The organism is Kocuria sp. UBA5001, from assembly GCF_002398425.1.
GTDB classification, from domain to species: Bacteria; Actinomycetota; Actinomycetes; order Actinomycetales; family Micrococcaceae; genus Kocuria; species Kocuria salsicia.
The window spans coordinates 73,429-89,375 of sequence record NZ_DGYR01000017.1 but is presented as its reverse complement, the minus strand read 5'-3'; the positions used below and the strand labels follow the sequence as shown (position 1 = coordinate 89,375).

The window sequence follows — 15,947 nt, the reverse complement described above, 5'->3', positions numbered from 1 at the left end:
CCTGTGAGATGAGGCAGTCACTGATCACAGGAGGATCCGGATGCAGGGCAGGCACGGTCATCTCCGCCGGGAGCAGAAGCAGCTCGCGCTCAGGCTGCACGGGAAGGGCTGGCGGCTGGTCGACATCGCGAAGGAGATCAGCTGCAGCGCGCCGCTGGTCGGCATCATGGCCCGCACCGGCAGGCACCTTGACGCCAGGCCGTTTGGGTGGGAGCCACGTCAGGGCTGTCTGACGATCGACGAGCGCGAGCAGATCCTGCTCGGGATCAATCGCGGCGATACCTTCACCGCGATCGCAGAGCAGCTGGGGCGTGCGGTGTCGACCGTCAGCCGTGAGGTGAAGCGCGGTGGGGGTCGCTGCGGCTACTCGGCGTGGCGTGGTCATGAACGTGCCCGCGATCAGGCGCGTCGACCGAAGCCGTTCAAGCTTGCGTCGGGCCGGCTGCTCGAGGAGGTCGCCAGCCGGCTGGAGCAACTGTGGTCACCTGAGGAGATCGCAGCGCGCCTGCGGTTGGATCACGCCGACGACCCGGAGATGCGCGTGAGCCACGAGACGATCTACCAGTCGCTGTTCGTGCAGGGCCGAGGCGAACTGCGCCGTGAGCTGGCGCGGTGCCTGCGGTCCGGAAGAGCGGCCCGCAAGCCCCGCGGAACCACGGACGGTCGCGGCCGCATCCCCGGCATGATCATGCTCAGCGAGCGCCCCGCAGAAGCCGACGACCGCGCCGTGCCAGGCCACTGGGAAGGAGATCTCATCCTCGGCGAGGGCAGCCGCAGCGCCATCGGCACGCTCGTTGAGCGCTCGACGCGAATGACACTGCTGCTGCACCTGCCCGACGGCAAGAGCGCCGAGCAGGTCGAGGCCGCGATGCGCGCCGCAATCAGCAAGCTGCCGTCCTCGTTGATTCGAACGATCACCTGGGACCAAGGCGCGGAGATGTCCAAGCACGCCGCGTTCACCATCGCCACAGGAATCCCGATCTACTTCTGCGATCCCTACTCGCCCTGGCAGCGGGGGAGCAACGAGAACACCAACGGCCTGCTGCGCCAGTACCTGCCCAAAGGCACCGACCTGAGCGTCGTCAGCCGCGAGGAGTTGGACGCGATCCAGGACAGCCTCAACGGACGCCCCCGCAAGACGCTGGGCTATCTGACACCATCAGAGAAGCTCGCAGAGTTCCTTGCGCCCACCGCTTGAATGCGCCATCTCATTGGCGCGGCGGGCTTCGGCGAGTTCTCGACGCAGCCTGCGATTCTCTTCGCCCAGGCTCTCGTCAGTGGCGGGTGCCGGTGTCGCCTTGCTTGCTGTGATGGCTTGGTTGCACCAGGCGCGCAGGGTCTCTGGGCCGCAGCCCAGCGACTCGGCCACGACTCGGATGGAGGCCGCGCGTGGTCCGCCCTCGGTGGCTTGGCGGTCGAAGACCATCCGCACGGCGCGTTCGCGGAACTCGGGGGTGAACTTCTTGGGCATGATCCGATTCTCCTTCAGGAAGCTCGGAACCAAACCCAGGGCGCTTCACTTGGCCAAGAACGTGGTGTCGATCCGAGGTGCCAGCCCAGCGACAAGGGGAAAAACCTCGCCTCGCGTTTCATTCGAGTCATCCACCGCATGGAACCCACGCGCAAGACGTATCCCCTTGGACCACACGTGTGTTCGGAGCCTCATGCCCCTCATCAGTGCGACTCCATGATCCCCGATGAACACGGCTGTCCCGAACCCAAAGTAGGGCGAGGCCCCTTGCTTCGTTGCCCCGCCATAATCCAAATTGCCGGTCTCGTCGGCGTATAGATACACGTCCATGAAAGAGACTCTATGGCACGCACTGAACAGCTCAGGTTTGCTTCAGCCGCCGACGAGACCCATGACCCAGTTTTAAGCTGACGTCACCAAAGGCGCCATCCGGAGGCCTGGTCACTCGCGAGGGGGCTGCCTCTCCCGACTGAAGGTGTACAAAATCGGGCACGATGCCTGTACAACAGCCGCCAAGCAGGCGCCTGGATCCGCTTGCCTACGGGTTTCGTGAACCTCCCACCGCAGAGAGATCTCGTTCGACCGGAAGGTCGGGCGGGATCTTCTCATGTCCGGAGCCGGTCCCGCCGCCGCGGTTCACTCCCCCATGACGTCGCCCGCTCCGCCCACCCGCGCGAACAGCGGCAGCAGCCGGTTCTGGAAGTGGGTCTGCAGCACGACGACACTGCGGGTCCTGTTCACCGCGCCGGTCACGGCCACGGCGTCGAGCACGCGCTGAAGGTCGTCGTTGGACTTCGCGACCACGCGCACCATGACGTCGTGGTCCCCCGAGACGGTGTACATCTCCACGATCTCCGGGATCTCCTTCAGCGCCGTGCCCACGGCGATGTGCCCCACGCCCTGGGCGATCTCGATCGAGACGATCGCCATCACCGGGTAGCCGAACTCCGCCGGGTTCAGCAGCGGGCCGCTCGACTCGATCACACCCGCCGCCCTGAGCTTGTCCAGGCGGGACTGCACCGTAGGCCGCGCGACCCCCAGTTCACGGGACGCGGCCAGTACTCCGATTCCGTCCTCGCGACTGAAGAGCTCGACGATACGCACGTCCAGGTCATCGATCTTCATTCGGGCTCCTCGTGGTCCGACCTGAAAAGCATGACAATCTGTACAGCGACTCACCGGTAGACCGGCGAAGAGTGAGCAGTGTGCTCGAGTTTCGGATGACTGGTTGTCAGCCCAGGAGTCCTGTGCCACTGTGACTCCGACCACAATGCCGTGAAGGAGCCATCCGTGACAACTCAGCACCCCGAGGATTCGGCCCAGTCCGCCGTCACCCTGCGGGCGGCGCTGCGTTCACTTCCCCCCTACAAGCCGGGGAAGTCCGCCGCCGCGTCCGACGTCGTCCAGTACAAGCTCTCGTCCAACGAGAACCCGTACCCGCCGCTGCCGTCCGTGCTGGACGCCGTGAACCAGGTGTCCCCGGAGATGAACCTCTACCCGGACATGACCTGCCAGGCGGTCACCCAGGCCGTGGCGAACCGCTGGGGCATGGAACCGTCGTCCGTCAGCTTCGGCAGCGGGTCCGTGGAGGTGGCCTCCCAGATCATCCGCGCCGTGTGCGAGGAGGGCGACGAGGTCGTCTTCGCGTGGCGCTCCTTCGAGGCGTACCCCATCCTGGCGGGCCTCGCCGGTGCCACGGCCGTGAAGGTCCCCCTGGACGAGAACGAGCGGCACGACCTCCCCGCGATGGCCGCCGCCATCACGGAGCGCACCAAGGTGGTGCTCGTGTGCACGCCCAACAACCCCACGGGCACCTCCGTGGGCACGGACGAGCTGCACGAGTTCATGGCGCAGGTTCCCAGCAACGTGCTCGTGGTGGTGGACGAGGCCTACGTGCACTTCAACGTGGACCCGGACGCCGCCCGCGGCATCGACTTCTTCCGCGAGTACCCGAACGTGGTGGTGCTGCACACCTTCTCCAAGGCCTACGGTCTCGCGGGGCTGCGGATCGGCTACGCAATCGCCCCGGCTCACGTGAGCGCGGCACTGCGCGCCGTCGCCATTCCGTTCGGCGTGACCAACCTCGCCCAGCAGGCCGCCCTGGCGAGCCTCGCGGCGGAGAGCGAGATCGAGGAGCGCATCACCGCGCTCGTCGAGCAGCGCGACCACGTCCACAGCAGGCTCACCGAGCAGGGCTGGGACGTCCCCGAGTCGCAGGCGAACTTCGTGTGGCTGCGCACCGGCGCGAAGACGCAGGACGCAGAGGAGGCCTTCTCCCGCCACGGCGTGATCGTGCGCGCATTCGGGGACGAGGGCATCCGTGTGAGCATCGGCTCACCCGCCGGCAACCAGGCCTTCCTCGTGGCGGCGCAAGAGGTCCTCGGCCTGGTCCGCGGCACGTCGAGCACCGCGGACTCTGCGGGCACCCCGGGCACCTCGAACACCCGGAACGGGGGCTGATCCGCGATGAACGCGCAGCGCGCACCCCGGAAGACCTCCGCCCAGATCCCCCTGGAGTCCACCTCGACGGTCCGCGGGCTCAAGCCCCGCCAGCTCACCATGATGGGCCTGGGCGGCGCGATCGGCGCGGGCCTGTTCCTCGGCAGCGGCAAGGGTGTGGCCGTGGCCGGCCCGGCCATCCTGGTCTCCTACATCGTGGCTGGTGCGCTGGTCATCCTCGTGATGTGGATGATCGGCGAGCTCTCCGCCGCGAACCCCACCACCGGTGCGTTCTCCGCGCACGCGCAGAACGCGTTCGGCCCCGTGGCGGGCTACACCGTGGGCTGGCTGTACTGGGTGCAGCTCGCCGTGGTGACCGCCGCCGAGGCCAACGGTGCCGCCACGATCCTCACGGGCATCCTCAAGAACACCATGGGGGACGTCACCGTTCCACCCACGTGGCTGCTGAGCCTCGTGTTCATGACCCTGTTCACCACCATCAACATGTTCGCGGTGAGCAAGTACGGCGAGTTCGAGTTCTGGTTCGCGTTCATCAAGGTGGGTGTGATCCTCGCGTTCCTGGCGGTCGGTGTGCTCATGCTGATCGGCGTGGTCCCGGGCCACGAGGGTGGCCTCTCCAACTTCGCGGACTTCGCGCCCACCGGTGTGGCCGGTGTGGGTGCCGGTCTGCTGATCGTGATCTTCGCGTTCGGCGGCACCGAGATCGTGGCAATCGCGGCCGGCGAGACGGCCGATCCGCAGCGCAGCGTGGCCACCGCCATCCGTACCGTGGCGTGGCGGATCTGCCTGTTCTACATCGGCTCGGTGTTCATCATCGTGGCGGTGCTCAAGCCCTCCCAGGCGGATCCGCCCGAAGGTCCGTTCGCTGCGGTCCTCAACGTGGCGGGCCTGCCCGCCGCGGGCAACATCATGGCGCTGATCGCCGTGTTCGCCCTGCTCAGCGCGCTGAATGCCAACATCTATGCTGCGTCGCGCATGATGCACTCACTCGCCCAGCGTGACTACGCCCCCGCCGCGATCAAGCGCACCGCCCGCAACAGCGTGCCGCGCCGGGCCGTGCTGCTCACGGTCTCGTTCGGGTTCGTGGCGAGCATCCTGGAAGCGGTCTTCCCCGGCAAGGTCCTGGACACGCTGCTGTCCATCGTGGGCTCCACGATCATCATCATCTGGATCTCCGTGGCGGCCTCCCAGATCACGCTGCGGCACCGGCGCGAGCGGGAGAACCCCGGTGAGCGGGCGAGCACCTACCGCATGCCGCTGTTCCCGTTCCTGTCCTACCTGACGGTCGCGCTGCTGGCGGTGATCGTGGTAGTTGCGCTGTTCGACCCCGCGGCCCGCACGCAGCTGCTGCTCACGGTGGCCGCCACGACCCTGATCGCCGTGACCGGCGTGTTCGTGACTCGGCGCACCACCCAGCCCGCCGCGGTCCACGCGAACCTCGACGAGTAGGGGAGAACCCGCATGAGCACCACCTCCGCCCCTTCAGTACCCGCTTCCACGTACGCCGACGCCGCGCAGCCCCCGGTCCTCACGGCCGGGCAGGCCGCGGTGGCCGGGCTGCGCGAGCGCGGTGTGGACACCGTCTTCGGCATCCCCGGGGTCCAGACCTACGAGCTGTTCGAGTCCCTGCGCAGGGAACCGGGCATCGAGGTGATCGGTGCCCGCCACGAGCAGGCCTGCGCGTACATGGCGCTGGGGTACGCCCAGTCCACGGGACGGCCCGGAGTGTTCAGCGTGGTTCCGGGGCCGGGCGTCCTCAACGCGAGCGCGGGGATGCTGACCTCGCTGGCCACGAGCACGCCCACCGTGTGCGTGACGAGCGAGATCCCCACCGACTACATGGGCCGCGGGATGGGCCACCTGCACGAGATGCCGGACCAGCAGGCCACGGTGTCCTCGTTCACCAAGTGGGCGACCACGGTGACGGACCCCGCGGAGGTTCCCGGCGCCGTCGCCGAGGCCTTCGCCCAGGCGACGGGCGGGCGGCCCGGACCGTCCGTCGTCGCCATCCCGTGGGACGTGCTCACCCGGAAGGCGTCCATGCCGCCGGTGGAACTCGAGCCCACGCGGGCGCACGGTGCGGACGACGACGCCGTGGCCCGCGCGGCCCAGGCGCTGGCCGGGGCGCGCAACCCCATGATCATGGTGGGCAGCGGTGCCAGGCACGCGCGGGAGGGCGTCCTGGCGCTGGCAGAGACGCTGCAGGCGCCCGTGGTGTCCCTGCGCGGGGGCCGCGGGATCGTTCCGGACGACCACCCGCTGGGGTTCTCCAGCGCGGCGGGGTTCGAGCGCTGGGCGGACACGGACGTGCTGCTGGCCGTGGGCACCCGGCAGGAGCTCGTGTGGTTCCGCTGGCCGGACACGCCCGAGGGCCTGGTGACCGTGAACGTGGACATCGACCCGGCCCAGCAGGAACGGCTCGAACCGACCGTGGGGCTCACCGGCGACTCGCGCCTGGTGGTGGACCAGCTGCTCGCCGCCCTGCAGGACGCTCCGCAGCGGCCCTCGCGGCACGAGGAGCTGGCGGGGATCAAGGAGAAGGCGCGGCGTGAGATTGCCGAGCTGAAGCCCCACGCCGACTACCTCGCGGCCATCCGGGAGGTCCTTCCCCGGGACGGGTACTTCGTGGAGGAGGTCTCGCAGATCGGCTTCGCCTCTTACTTCGCGCTGGACGTCTACGACCCGCGGCACTTCATCACGTGCGGCTACCAGGGCAATCTGGGCTACGGCTTCCCCACCGCGCTGGGCGTGCAGGCTGCGCACCGGGACAGCGTGGTGGTCTCCGTGACCGGTGACGGCGGGTTCATGTACGGCGTGCAGGAGCTCGCCACTGCGGTGCAGTACGGGCTGAACGTGATCACCGTGGTCTTCGACAACGGCGCGTTCGGCAACGTGCAGGCGGACCAGGTGCGCATCTACGGCCACGGCTCCGGCACCGAGCTGCGCAACCCGGACTTCGTGGCGATGGCCGAGTCCTTCGGGGCACTCGGACTGCGTGCCACCACCCCGGAGGAGCTGCGCTCCGCGATGGCCGAGGCGGTCGCCGCGAAGCGCCCCACGGTCATCACGGTCCCCATGCCGCTCTCGCTCGAGCAGAGTCCATGGTGCTTCATCATGCCGGCGAGCCGGGCGAGGACGGCGGAGCCGGAGCGGGACTGAGGGTGGCGTCGTCCCCCCTCGCACATCTGAGGCGCGACATGCCCGTTGGGAGACGGTCCCGGTGGGCATGTCGCGCCTGAGATTCTGCCGCGGGTCGCGGAGCGGTCCCGGCGGGCGACGACGGAGCTCGCTCAGCCCTTCGCCACCGTCACCTTCCCGGTGGCTCGGTGCCAGGTGGCCACCCACCCGTTCGAGAACTTCTGCGCCACGCCCCCGTTCACGGCGTACTCCTCCGTGGTGGGGAAGCCCCAGCCGTGCTCGTGACCGGCCTTCTGCCACGCGGTCCCGATGCCGCCACTGAGTTTCACCGCGTGGGTGCCCGTGCGCGGGGAGTAGATTGCCCGGAAACGCGCGGTGCCCCGGTGGAAGTCCTGGTACGCGCCGTTGGCGAGGGCCCGTTCGGCGATCACCGGGTACCCCCACCCGCGCTCCAGGTCTGCGACGCGGTAGGCGTTGCCGATGCCCGTGCCCCACCGCACCGGATGCGCTCCCGTCTGCGGGCTCCAGTAGTAGGTGCAGTTCTTCGTGAAACCCTGGTACACGCCGCCGTGCACCCCCGTGGGCTTCTCCGCCGAGGTGGGCTGGCCGTACGTCGCGGCCCCGCCGGTGGCAAGGTAGTCCGCCCGGATGGCGCCGCGCAGCAGGGAGGAGGGGGACGACGTCGCCGGGGCGGGCGGCAGCGTCGCCAGACCCTTCGAGATCAGGCCCACGATGTCGTAGTCGTCGTGGCTGAGCCCCGGCAGCGTGGTCAGGCGGGTACGGGTGAAACCGTCCCGGGCGTAGCGCTGCCTGCCCTGGGCCGCGGTGGCGGACGCGGACCACGTGGCCGGGGTGGTGCTGCCCGCCACGTCCTTCGACCCGACGAACCAGGTCAGCGACAGCGAACGGACGGCGGCGCTCGGCGCGGTCTGCATGCCGTCGGACCCGCCCCCGCCGATGATCGTGGCACCGCCGCCCTGGAGCCAGCCCTGTCGGTCCGCGAGCAGCTCGTAGGTGAGGAACTCCGCCCCGCCCGAGTAGCCGGCCAACCAGGTGCGGGAGGCGTCCAGACCGTAGTTCGACGTGAGACCGGCCTGGAGGGCGCGGAACCAGTCGCCGTTGCCGTCGGCCTCCTCCCACCAGGTCATGCCGTTGCCGGACGTGTCCGTGTCCGGGGAGATCGGAACCACCAGGACCATGTTCTTCTTCCGGGCCTCCGCCGCCATGGCCGTGAGGTGCGTGCCCCCGGGGTTGTGGACCCAGGTCTCCTTGACGCTGGTGTAGTCGCCACCCAGGTAGTACAGCACTCCCACGGCCTTGGAACGGTCGAGGCCGTCCGCATAGACGTGATACGTGGAGGTCTTCCCCGCGCCGGTGAAGGAGCGGTGGTAGCCGGTGGTGGGCAGCGCCGCTGCTCTGGGGGCCGTTGCCTGCAGCATGCTGGCCGACGACGCCGAGGCACCCGTCTGCACGGCCCTCGCCTGGGCGGTGCTGGTCTGGGCGGCGCCCTTCTGGAGGGTGCCCAGGTGGGCGGTGGTGCTCGGGGCGGTGCCCGCCGTTGCAGGGCTCATCAGTGCGGGGCCGATCAGAACGGGGACGAGAGCCGTCGCGGCACTCAGGACGAGGGCCGCCGCGGGCACGGAGAGATGACGTGAGAAATGCATGGGGGGTGCTTTCTGAGGGGGGATGTGCAGTTGTCCCGCGCCCGGTCAGCTCGGTTCCGGGCACGGCAGTGGCCGCGCATGCGGGGGAGGAATGCCTGGCCAGAGCCCGATCATTCCAGTCGAGGGCACCGCGCGCACGGAGACCCTCCGGGCAGCACCCTGAATCTGAGGAGTGGAACTGCCCTCCAGAGCGGCCTCCCGGCGGGCTTGCCTACTCCTCGGACTGTGCAGCTGAATGGGCACGACGGCGCGGGCCGGGGTGCCGACGATGCAGTGTCACCGCGCCCGGTCGGCTTCGCAGGCCCGCCACGATCCGGGCGAGCTCCTCCGCCTCCGCGTCCGAGACCCTCACGTCCAGCTCCCGTACGAGGCCGACCACCCGGTCCACCCCGAGTTCCTCGTGCGACCTCCGTTGCCCTGGCCACCGCACGGTCACCCCGCCCTCGGTGACGGTCACGTGCCCCTGCGGGGTGTGGCGCATGACCATGAGGTGCTGGCGGAAGACGGAGTCCTCGCCGGTGGAGGTCATCAGGTGGCGCATCCGGACGTCTGCCGGGTGCACCGTGGACTCGTCCAGCAAGTGCTCCATCTCCCCGTCACGGTTGAGGGATCACAGCGGCCAGCCCTCGCCCGGGACCCGGCCCACGGAGAAGGTACGCCCCCCTCCACGCGGCGAGCGCCGTCGTCGAGGGCAATGGGGCCGGTGATGCTGAAGCCGAACCCGGGATCGCACAGGTACCGGGCGCCGTCGAGGTCCACGAGGACCGTCATGTGGGTGCGCGCACTCTGCAGCGAACGGACCCGGCCCAGCGCGCGGCGCACCGTGAAGCCGAGCGTCTGCAGTGCTGCGGAGAAGAGCTGCGAGTGCTCGAAGCAGTACCCGCCGCGGCGGCGCACCACGACCTGGTCGAACACGGTGGCCGGCTCCACGCCCGGGTGCTCACCCAGCAGCACCTCCCACCTTGCTGAACGGAAAGGTGGACACGTGGGCGCGGTGCAGATGTTCGAGCAGGTCAAGGTTCGGCGGCGCCGCGGGTTCCACCCTGAGCGCGGCCAGGTAGGCCGGCACGTCCACGGCGTCGATCTGCCACTCCTGGGCGGTCGCGTGGGTCATGCGGTCCCTCCGTGTCGACGGGCGTGGCGACGCGTCAAAGGCGGACGGTGCTCAGTCGGTACGGTCTGCCGCGGTCGAGCCGCCCTCGGCGCTCCCGGCCCCCGGGGCCCGTGACTCCGGGGTGCCGCGGTCCGAAACGTCACCGCCCGGGGCACCGTCGTCCGGGGTGCTGCGATCCGAGGTGTCGACAACCGTGCCTGCCGGCGGCGCCGCGCGCTCAGCTGCGGCCGCGTCACCGTCCTGGGCCGCGGCGTCGTCGTCCGCGCCTTCCCCGTGCTTCTTCCCGAACGGCAGCACATGGACGATACCCACGATCACGCAGCCCCAGATGACCCCGAGCACCAGCGCGAAGAACGTCTCCACGATCCACGCGAGCGCCGGACCCACGCCCGCCACGTGGTGGACGGACTCTCCGAGGTGGTGCACCCAGTCGTAGACGGGCGTGAAGCCGAGATCGTTCATGCCCGTGAGGATGATGTGCCCGCCTACCCACAGCATGGCGAAGACGCCCACCACGGAGATGACCTGCAGCACCGCAGGCATGGCCTTGACCAGTCCGCGGCCGAACTTCTGAGCCCCCTCGGAGTCCTTCTTCGCGAGCGCCAGCCCGATGTCGTCCATCTTCACGATCACCGCCACCACCCCGTAGACGAGGATCGTGATGAAGATGGCCACCGCAACGAGGATCAGGGTGCGGGAGAGCAGCGGCTCGTGGGAGACCTCGTTCAGGGAGATGACCATGATCTCCGAGCTGAGGATGAGGTCCGTGCGGACGGCGCCGGAGACGATCTTCTTCTCGGCGTCCGGGCCGCGGTTCGCCGCCGGCTCTTCCTCTGCGTGCTTGTTGGGGGAGAAGCGCTCGATGACCTTCTCTGCACCCTCAAAGCAGAGATATGTCCCGCCGAGCATGAGCAGCGGCGTGAGCAGCCACGGCGCGAACTGGCTCAGCAGCAGGGCCACGGGCAGGATGACGAGCAGCTTGTTGCGCAGCGAGCCGATCGTGATCTTCTTGATGATCGGCAGCTCGCGTTTGGGGCTCACGCCCTCCACGAACCGGGGTGCCACGGCGGTGTCGTCGACGACGACGCCCGCGGCCTTCGCGCTCGCCCGCCCGGTGGCCCCGGCGACGTCGTCCAGGCTCGCCGCCGTCAGCTTCGCCAGTGCCGCGATGTCGTCCAGCAGTGCGGCCAGTCCAGCGGCCATCCGCTTCCCTCTTCCAGGTCGTCCACCAAGGATGTGTTCGGGACAAGACTAGAGGGTGCAGAGGACGATCAGTGGCTCGCGGTCGTGGTTCCCAGGGCGCGCGGCCGAGGACTGCCCCGTTCGTCCGGCTCCCCGCTCACCCCCTGGCCACCTCCAGCACCGCCACCAGGAAGTCCCCGCCCTCGCGCCACGGGCGCGTCCGCGCGAATTTGCTTTGGCGATCAGTATGGTGGGTTTAATTTTGCAGAGACCCCGCCCCGGTGCTCCAAGCCCGCGGTCCCGGTGAAACAAACTCACCCAACAGCCCCACGGAGGTCCCCATGGATTTCACCGAACGTCTGTCGGCTCTGGCCAACAAGGTCGCGCAGCAAAAGGCGTCCCTGGAAACGGAGGAAGCGACCAAGAACGCCTTCGTCATGCCCTTCATCTCCACGATCCTCGGCTACGACGTCTTCGATCCGTCCGAGGTGGTTCCTGAGTTCACCGCTGACGTGGGGGTGAAGAAGGGCGAGAAGATTGACTATGCGATCGTCCAGGACGGGCAGATCCAGATGCTCATCGAGTGCAAGCACGTAGGTGCCCCCCCCTCTCCCTGGAGCACGCCTCCCAGCTGTACCGGTACTTCGCGGTGACAAACGCCCGCATCGCGATCCTCACCAACGGGGCGAAGTACCACTTCTACACGGATCTCGACGCTCCCAACCGCATGGACGCGAAGCCCTTCCTGGTCCTGGACCTGCTCGACATCGACACCACAGTGATCCCGGAGCTGCAGAAACTCAGCAAGACCGAGTTCGACCTCGACTCCATCATCAATGCGGCTGGCGAATTGAAGTACGTGGGGGAGATCAAGCGGGCAATCGCTGCGGAGTTCCGGGACCCCTCCGTCGACTGGATCAGGTTCTTCACGAACCGGGTCTACGAAGGCTCGTTCACCCAGAAGACCCGCGACCAGTTCACCCCGTTGGTCGTCAAGGCCTCGCAGCAGTTCCTCAACGAGCAGGTCAACAACCGCCTGACGACCGCGCTCGGGGCCAGCTCCGTTGCGCCGGTCTTCCCCCAGGACGACGACGCAGCGGTGGAACTCACCAGTCAGCCCGAGGCGGAGAAGGACCTGCAGGAGAGCGAAGACGGGATCATCACCACCGCCGAAGAACTCACGGCCTTCAACATTGTGCGAGCGATCGTGTGCAACCAGGTGGACATCTCTCGCGTCTCGTACCGGGATGCCAAGAGCTACTGCGCCATCCTCCTGGACGACAACAACCGCAAGACGATCGCTCGGCTGCACTTCAACCGCAATCAGAAATACGTGGGCATCCTCGACGAGAACAAAGCCGAGACCCGCCACGCGGTGGATGCTCCTGAGCAGATCTACGGCCTCAGCGACACACTCCGCGCCACTGTGGATCGCCTCCTGTCCTGACTCTCGGCCGGAAAGCGTTCCCTCTCCGCAGAGCGCGGGGAGGGAACGCTCTCTTTCATGCTGTTCTGGACACTCCCAGCACCGCCACCAGGAAGTCCCCGCCTTCGCGCCACGGGCGCAGGTCCCAGCTGCCCAGGGTGACCTCAGGGGTGAGACCGGCCGCGGCGGCGTCGTCGAAGAACACGGACACCGGGTAGCCGCGGCCCGTCCCGAAGCCCACGACCGCTCGACCCTCCGGAGCCAGGTGCGCGCGGAAACCGCGCACCACGTCCCGGCGGGTGCTCTCGGCGAGGAACGTGACCACGTTGCCCGCGCACACGATCGCGTCGAAGGGCGCACCGAGGTCGAGGTCCGGGAGGGTTGCCAGGTCGGCCACCTCGTAGCGCGGACCGGGGTGGTCCCGCTTCGCTGCGGCGATCAGGGCGGGGTCCACGTCCACGCCGGTGACGTGGTGCCCCACCCCATGCAGGTACCCGGCGAGCCTGCCCGGGCCGCAGCCGGCGTCCAGGACGCGGGCGCCGCGCGGCAGCATCGCGTCCACCAGCCGAGCCTCCCCCACGATGTCCTGCCCCTCAGCGGCCATCGTCCGGAACCGCTCCACGTACCACTGCGAGTGCCCGGGGTTGCGCTCCACCTGTGCCATCCACTTGCTCTGTTCCACCATGGCTCCAGGCTATGACCGTCCCGGGGACGTGGGGAGGGCTGGGATCACACCCTACGGTGGAAACTCCGTCCACCGGGCCGCTCCCCTGCGACGGCGTGGGATGATCGTCCCCTCACATGCGACGGAGCTCCCCGAACCACACCGCCCCAGCGGACGGCGCGCCCCAGAATCCGCGCGCACGCACCCCTTCGAAGGAGCCCCCATGACCGTCCTGCTCGCCGCGCTGGCCGCGGTCCTCGTGGGCACGGTGCTGCAGCGCGTCTCCGGCACCGGGGTGGGGCTAGTGGTGGCCCCGGTGCTGTCCCTGCTCATGGGTCCGGGCGCCGGCGTGCTCGCCACCAACGCCGCGACCACATGCTCCGGGTTCCTCATCACGCTCTCGGTGCGCCGGCTCGTGGAGTGGCGCCATGCGGCGGTGCTGGTGACCTCCGCACTGCCAGGCATCATGGCGGGCGCACTCGTGGTGCGCTGGGTGCCGAGTGCCTGGCTGCAGGTCGCGGTGGGCGCCGTGGTGCTCGCGGCGCTGACCATCACCCGCTTCTCCCCCGCCACCCCGCGTGCCTCCCGCCGGGCCGCGGTGGCCCCGGCCGGTCTGATCGGCGGGTTCTTCAACTCCACCGCGGGTGTCGCCGCGCCCGCCATGGTCGTCTACTCGCGCGTGACGCGCTGGGACCAGGTGCGCTTTGCGGCCACCATGCAGCCCGTGTTCATGAGCATGGGCATCCTCTCCACCGTGTCCAAGCTCGCCGCCGGGGTGCACTTCACGCTGCCTGTCCCAGCCCTCGCCGCCCTCGCGGCGCTGGTGGCCACCGTCCTCGCGGGCATCGTCGCCGGGACCTGGCTCGCCCAGCACCTTTCGAAGGCGACGGCTCAGAAACTGGCGATGGCGCTCGCCGCCGCCGGCGGCGTCGTCGTCCTGGCCCGTGGGGCGGCCACCCTGCTCCTCGGCTGAAGCACCCGTCGCGCCGCGGATGCGCGTCATGACGCGCACGTCTCCCACGCGCGATCCTGCCCACAGGCAAGGCGTTTCTGTGAAAAACCTGGGTACGATGGCCGTTCTTCCCACCGGGCCCCGGAACGGCCCACGACCACCCGAGAGTTGGACCGGATGCCCCCTGACGCCTCCAGCCCGCAGACCACTGTCGCGGACACCGCCACTGCCAGGACCATGTCGCCGCTCACGCGGTGGATGGCCGCTCCGTCGCCCGCCCCGCGCCTTCCCGAGGACGAGGTCCAGCGGCGCTATCCCCGGCTGCGACTGCAAGTGTTCATCGGGATCTTCCTGGGCTACGCGGGCTTCTACCTGATCCGCAACAACATTTCGCTCATCGCACCGCTGCTGCTGGAGCAGGGCACCATCAACACGGTGGGCATCGGCATCATCGGCAACGCCGTGCTGCTGGCCTATGGGTTCTCCAAGTTCTTCTCCGCAACCATCTCGGACCGTTCCAACGCCCGGTACTTCCTGCCGATTGGCCTGGCGCTGTCCGCGGTGGCCAACCTGGTGGTGGCGTTCGTCCCCGCCGTCTCCGCCTCGGTGGCCCTGTTCGCCACGGTGATGTTCCTCAACGGCTGGGTGCAGGGCATGGGGTGGCCCCCATGCGGGCGCGTGCTCGTGCACTGGTTCTCCACGAAAGAGCGCGGGTGGAAGACGGCCATCTGGAACACTGCGCACAACGTGGGCGGCATGGGCGTGGGCGCGCTGGCGGCCCTGGGCCTCGCCATTACCGGCGGCTCCTGGCAGTCCGCCTTCTGGGTCCCCGCGGTCGGCGCCCTGGTAGTGGCCGTGCTCGCGTTCGTCATGGTCCGGGACCGCCCCGAAGCCGTGGGCCTTCCCCCCATCGAGGAGTACCGCGACGACCCCGCCAAGGTGGAGGCGGACGCGAGCGAGCTGGAAGGCTCCTCCTACTGGGGCATCGTCGTCAAGCACGTGCTGCTCAACCCCACCATGGTGTTCCTGGCACTGGCAAATGTGTTCATCTACTCGCTGCGCTACGGCGTGCTGAGCTGGGCGCCCACCTACCTGGCCGAGCACCACGGCATGTCCCTGGCGCAGGGCATCGCGGGCTTCTCCCTGTTCGAGCTCGCCGGCATCTTCGGCACGCTGGCCTGCGGCTGGGTCTCGGACAAGGTCTTCCGCGGCAACCGCAGCTGGACGGGCATCACCTTCATGGTGGGCGTGGGCGTGTTCCTGGTGGCCTACTGGCTCGCCCCGGTGGGCACCCCGTACTGGCTGCTCATGGTGTTCCTGTTCTTCATCGGCGCCTTCATCTACGGTCCGGTCATGATCATCGGTCTGCAGGCCCTGGACATGTCCGCGCGCAACGTGGCAGGCACCGCCGCCGGCTTCACGGGCCTCTTCGGCTACGTCTTCGGCGCCACCCTGGCCTCCACGGGCATCGGCTGGGTGGTCCACGAGTTCGGTTGGAGCACGACCTACGGTCTGCTCACGATCTCCGTGGTACTGACCATCGTGCTGCTGCTGTTCGTGCTGCCGCGGGAGAAGAAGCTGATGGCCCACCACAGCGGTCTCAGCACCACGAAGTAGGGCGACGGGATCCGCTCCTGGATCCCACCGCCCATCCCGCGCCGCCGTGGGAGCCGGGCGAGGGGTGCCGGGGCCACCGTCCGAGGGCCGGGGCACATGCCCCGGCCCTCGGCATGTTTGCGACCGGGCGGCGTCGTTGCCGAGGAGCCCGCCCGGGGCTGGAGCTGGCACGTCGGGGACACCGTGGCCGTGCTCGGAACCCGCCATCTTCCTGGCGGGCTGGCTGAGCATGGCACTGAGCGCCTCGCTGACCGCCGGC

At 68.9% G+C, this 15,947-nt stretch carries 14 protein-coding genes and 1 pseudogene; 7 read left to right on the top strand and 8 right to left on the bottom strand.

Annotated elements, in window-relative coordinates; all coding sequences use genetic code 11:
* Positions 1–40: 40 nt before the first annotated feature.
* Positions 41–1,198 (top strand): IS30 family transposase, encoded by a 1,158-nt coding sequence (locus B3G12_RS10670; protein ID WP_144943298.1) that lies wholly within the window; start codon positions 41–43, stop codon positions 1,196–1,198.
* On the opposite strand, the gene B3G12_RS10665 is transcribed toward B3G12_RS10670, so the two are convergent.
* Entirely contained in the window at positions 1,160–1,471 is a 312-nt protein-coding gene (locus tag B3G12_RS10665) for a transposase (RefSeq protein ID WP_145011116.1), read from the bottom strand. The genes B3G12_RS10670 and B3G12_RS10665 overlap by 39 nt on opposite strands.
* A gap of 636 nt (positions 1,472–2,107) precedes the next feature.
* On the bottom strand, positions 2,108–2,596 hold the full coding sequence (locus B3G12_RS10660) for an Lrp/AsnC family transcriptional regulator (protein ID WP_145011107.1): 489 nt from the start codon (positions 2,594–2,596) through the stop codon (positions 2,108–2,110).
* A gap of 165 nt (positions 2,597–2,761) precedes the next feature.
* On the opposite strand from B3G12_RS10660, the gene hisC reads away from it, so the two are divergent.
* The 3 genes from hisC to B3G12_RS10645 are packed head-to-tail and all read left to right on the top strand — an operon-like array spanning position 2,762 to position 7,090.
* Entirely contained in the window at positions 2,762–3,931 is a 1,170-nt protein-coding gene (gene hisC, locus B3G12_RS10655) for a histidinol-phosphate transaminase (RefSeq protein WP_290500282.1), read from the top strand.
* 6 nt (positions 3,932–3,937) lie between these two features.
* Positions 3,938–5,380, top strand: coding sequence for an amino acid permease (locus tag B3G12_RS10650; protein ID WP_290500280.1), 1,443 nt, complete (start codon positions 3,938–3,940; stop codon positions 5,378–5,380).
* Between the two features lie 12 nt (positions 5,381–5,392).
* Entirely contained in the window at positions 5,393–7,090 is a 1,698-nt protein-coding gene (locus B3G12_RS10645; protein WP_144943185.1) for a thiamine pyrophosphate-dependent enzyme, read from the top strand.
* 131 nt (positions 7,091–7,221) lie between these two features.
* On the opposite strand, the gene B3G12_RS10640 is transcribed toward B3G12_RS10645, so the two are convergent.
* From B3G12_RS10640 to B3G12_RS10620, 5 genes are all read right to left on the bottom strand, one after another.
* Positions 7,222–8,733: an LGFP repeat-containing protein gene (locus tag B3G12_RS10640; RefSeq protein ID WP_290500279.1), complete on the bottom strand. Its 1,512-nt coding sequence runs from the start codon at positions 8,731–8,733 to the stop codon at positions 7,222–7,224.
* Positions 8,734–8,944: 211 nt separating this feature from the next.
* The gene (locus tag B3G12_RS10635; protein ID WP_290500277.1) at positions 8,945–9,262 is read right to left on the bottom strand and encodes a hypothetical protein; all 318 of its coding nucleotides are present in this window, start codon (positions 9,260–9,262) and stop codon (positions 8,945–8,947) included.
* The gene (locus B3G12_RS10630) at positions 9,262–9,687 is read right to left on the bottom strand and encodes an arylamine N-acetyltransferase (RefSeq protein WP_186367312.1); all 426 of its coding nucleotides are present in this window, start codon (positions 9,685–9,687) and stop codon (positions 9,262–9,264) included. The genes B3G12_RS10635 and B3G12_RS10630 overlap by 1 nt, the downstream gene beginning before the upstream one ends.
* A complete protein-coding gene (locus B3G12_RS10625) occupies positions 9,674–9,847 on the bottom strand; it encodes a hypothetical protein (RefSeq protein ID WP_290500275.1) in 174 nt (57 codons plus the stop codon). Before B3G12_RS10625 ends, B3G12_RS10630 begins: the two co-directional genes overlap by 14 nt.
* A gap of 51 nt (positions 9,848–9,898) precedes the next feature.
* The gene (locus B3G12_RS10620; protein ID WP_290500273.1) at positions 9,899–11,050 is read right to left on the bottom strand and encodes a DUF808 domain-containing protein; all 1,152 of its coding nucleotides are present in this window, start codon (positions 11,048–11,050) and stop codon (positions 9,899–9,901) included.
* A 320-nt stretch (positions 11,051–11,370) separates the two neighbouring features.
* Here B3G12_RS10620 and B3G12_RS10615 point away from each other — a divergent pair.
* Positions 11,371–12,476, top strand: a pseudogene (locus tag B3G12_RS10615) (type I restriction endonuclease).
* Positions 12,477–12,531: 55 nt separating this feature from the next.
* On the opposite strand, the gene B3G12_RS10610 reads toward B3G12_RS10615, so the two are convergent.
* Positions 12,532–13,140: a class I SAM-dependent methyltransferase gene (locus B3G12_RS10610; protein ID WP_145011087.1), complete on the bottom strand. Its 609-nt coding sequence runs from the start codon at positions 13,138–13,140 to the stop codon at positions 12,532–12,534.
* A gap of 202 nt (positions 13,141–13,342) precedes the next feature.
* Between B3G12_RS10610 and B3G12_RS10605 the strand changes: the two genes are divergently transcribed.
* The gene (locus tag B3G12_RS10605; protein WP_290500271.1) at positions 13,343–14,092 is read left to right on the top strand and encodes a sulfite exporter TauE/SafE family protein; all 750 of its coding nucleotides are present in this window, start codon (positions 13,343–13,345) and stop codon (positions 14,090–14,092) included.
* A 156-nt stretch (positions 14,093–14,248) separates the two neighbouring features.
* Entirely contained in the window at positions 14,249–15,688 is a 1,440-nt protein-coding gene (locus B3G12_RS10600) for an MFS transporter (protein ID WP_414672752.1), read from the top strand.
* Positions 15,689–15,947: the final 259 nt, after the last annotated feature.

Coding starts and splice junctions, on each gene's coding strand:
- B3G12_RS10645 (WP_144943185.1), top strand. CDS start 5,393: ATGAGCACCACCTCCGCCCCTTCAGTACCCGCTTCCACGTACGCCGAC.
- B3G12_RS10670 (WP_144943298.1), top strand. CDS start 41: ATGCAGGGCAGGCACGGTCATCTCCGCCGGGAGCAGAAGCAGCTCGCG.
- B3G12_RS10600 (WP_414672752.1), top strand. CDS start 14,249: ATGCCCCCTGACGCCTCCAGCCCGCAGACCACTGTCGCGGACACCGCC.
- B3G12_RS10635 (WP_290500277.1), bottom strand. CDS start 9,262: ATGACCTCCACCGGCGAGGACTCCGTCTTCCGCCAGCACCTCATGGTC.
- B3G12_RS10650 (WP_290500280.1), top strand. CDS start 3,938: ATGAACGCGCAGCGCGCACCCCGGAAGACCTCCGCCCAGATCCCCCTG.
- B3G12_RS10605 (WP_290500271.1), top strand. CDS start 13,343: ATGACCGTCCTGCTCGCCGCGCTGGCCGCGGTCCTCGTGGGCACGGTG.
- B3G12_RS10625 (WP_290500275.1), bottom strand. CDS start 9,847: ATGACCCACGCGACCGCCCAGGAGTGGCAGATCGACGCCGTGGACGTG.
- B3G12_RS10665 (WP_145011116.1), bottom strand. CDS start 1,471: ATGCCCAAGAAGTTCACCCCCGAGTTCCGCGAACGCGCCGTGCGGATG.
- B3G12_RS10660 (WP_145011107.1), bottom strand. CDS start 2,596: ATGAAGATCGATGACCTGGACGTGCGTATCGTCGAGCTCTTCAGTCGC.
- B3G12_RS10620 (WP_290500273.1), bottom strand. CDS start 11,050: ATGGCCGCTGGACTGGCCGCACTGCTGGACGACATCGCGGCACTGGCG.
- B3G12_RS10640 (WP_290500279.1), bottom strand. CDS start 8,733: ATGCATTTCTCACGTCATCTCTCCGTGCCCGCGGCGGCCCTCGTCCTG.
- B3G12_RS10610 (WP_145011087.1), bottom strand. CDS start 13,140: ATGGTGGAACAGAGCAAGTGGATGGCACAGGTGGAGCGCAACCCCGGG.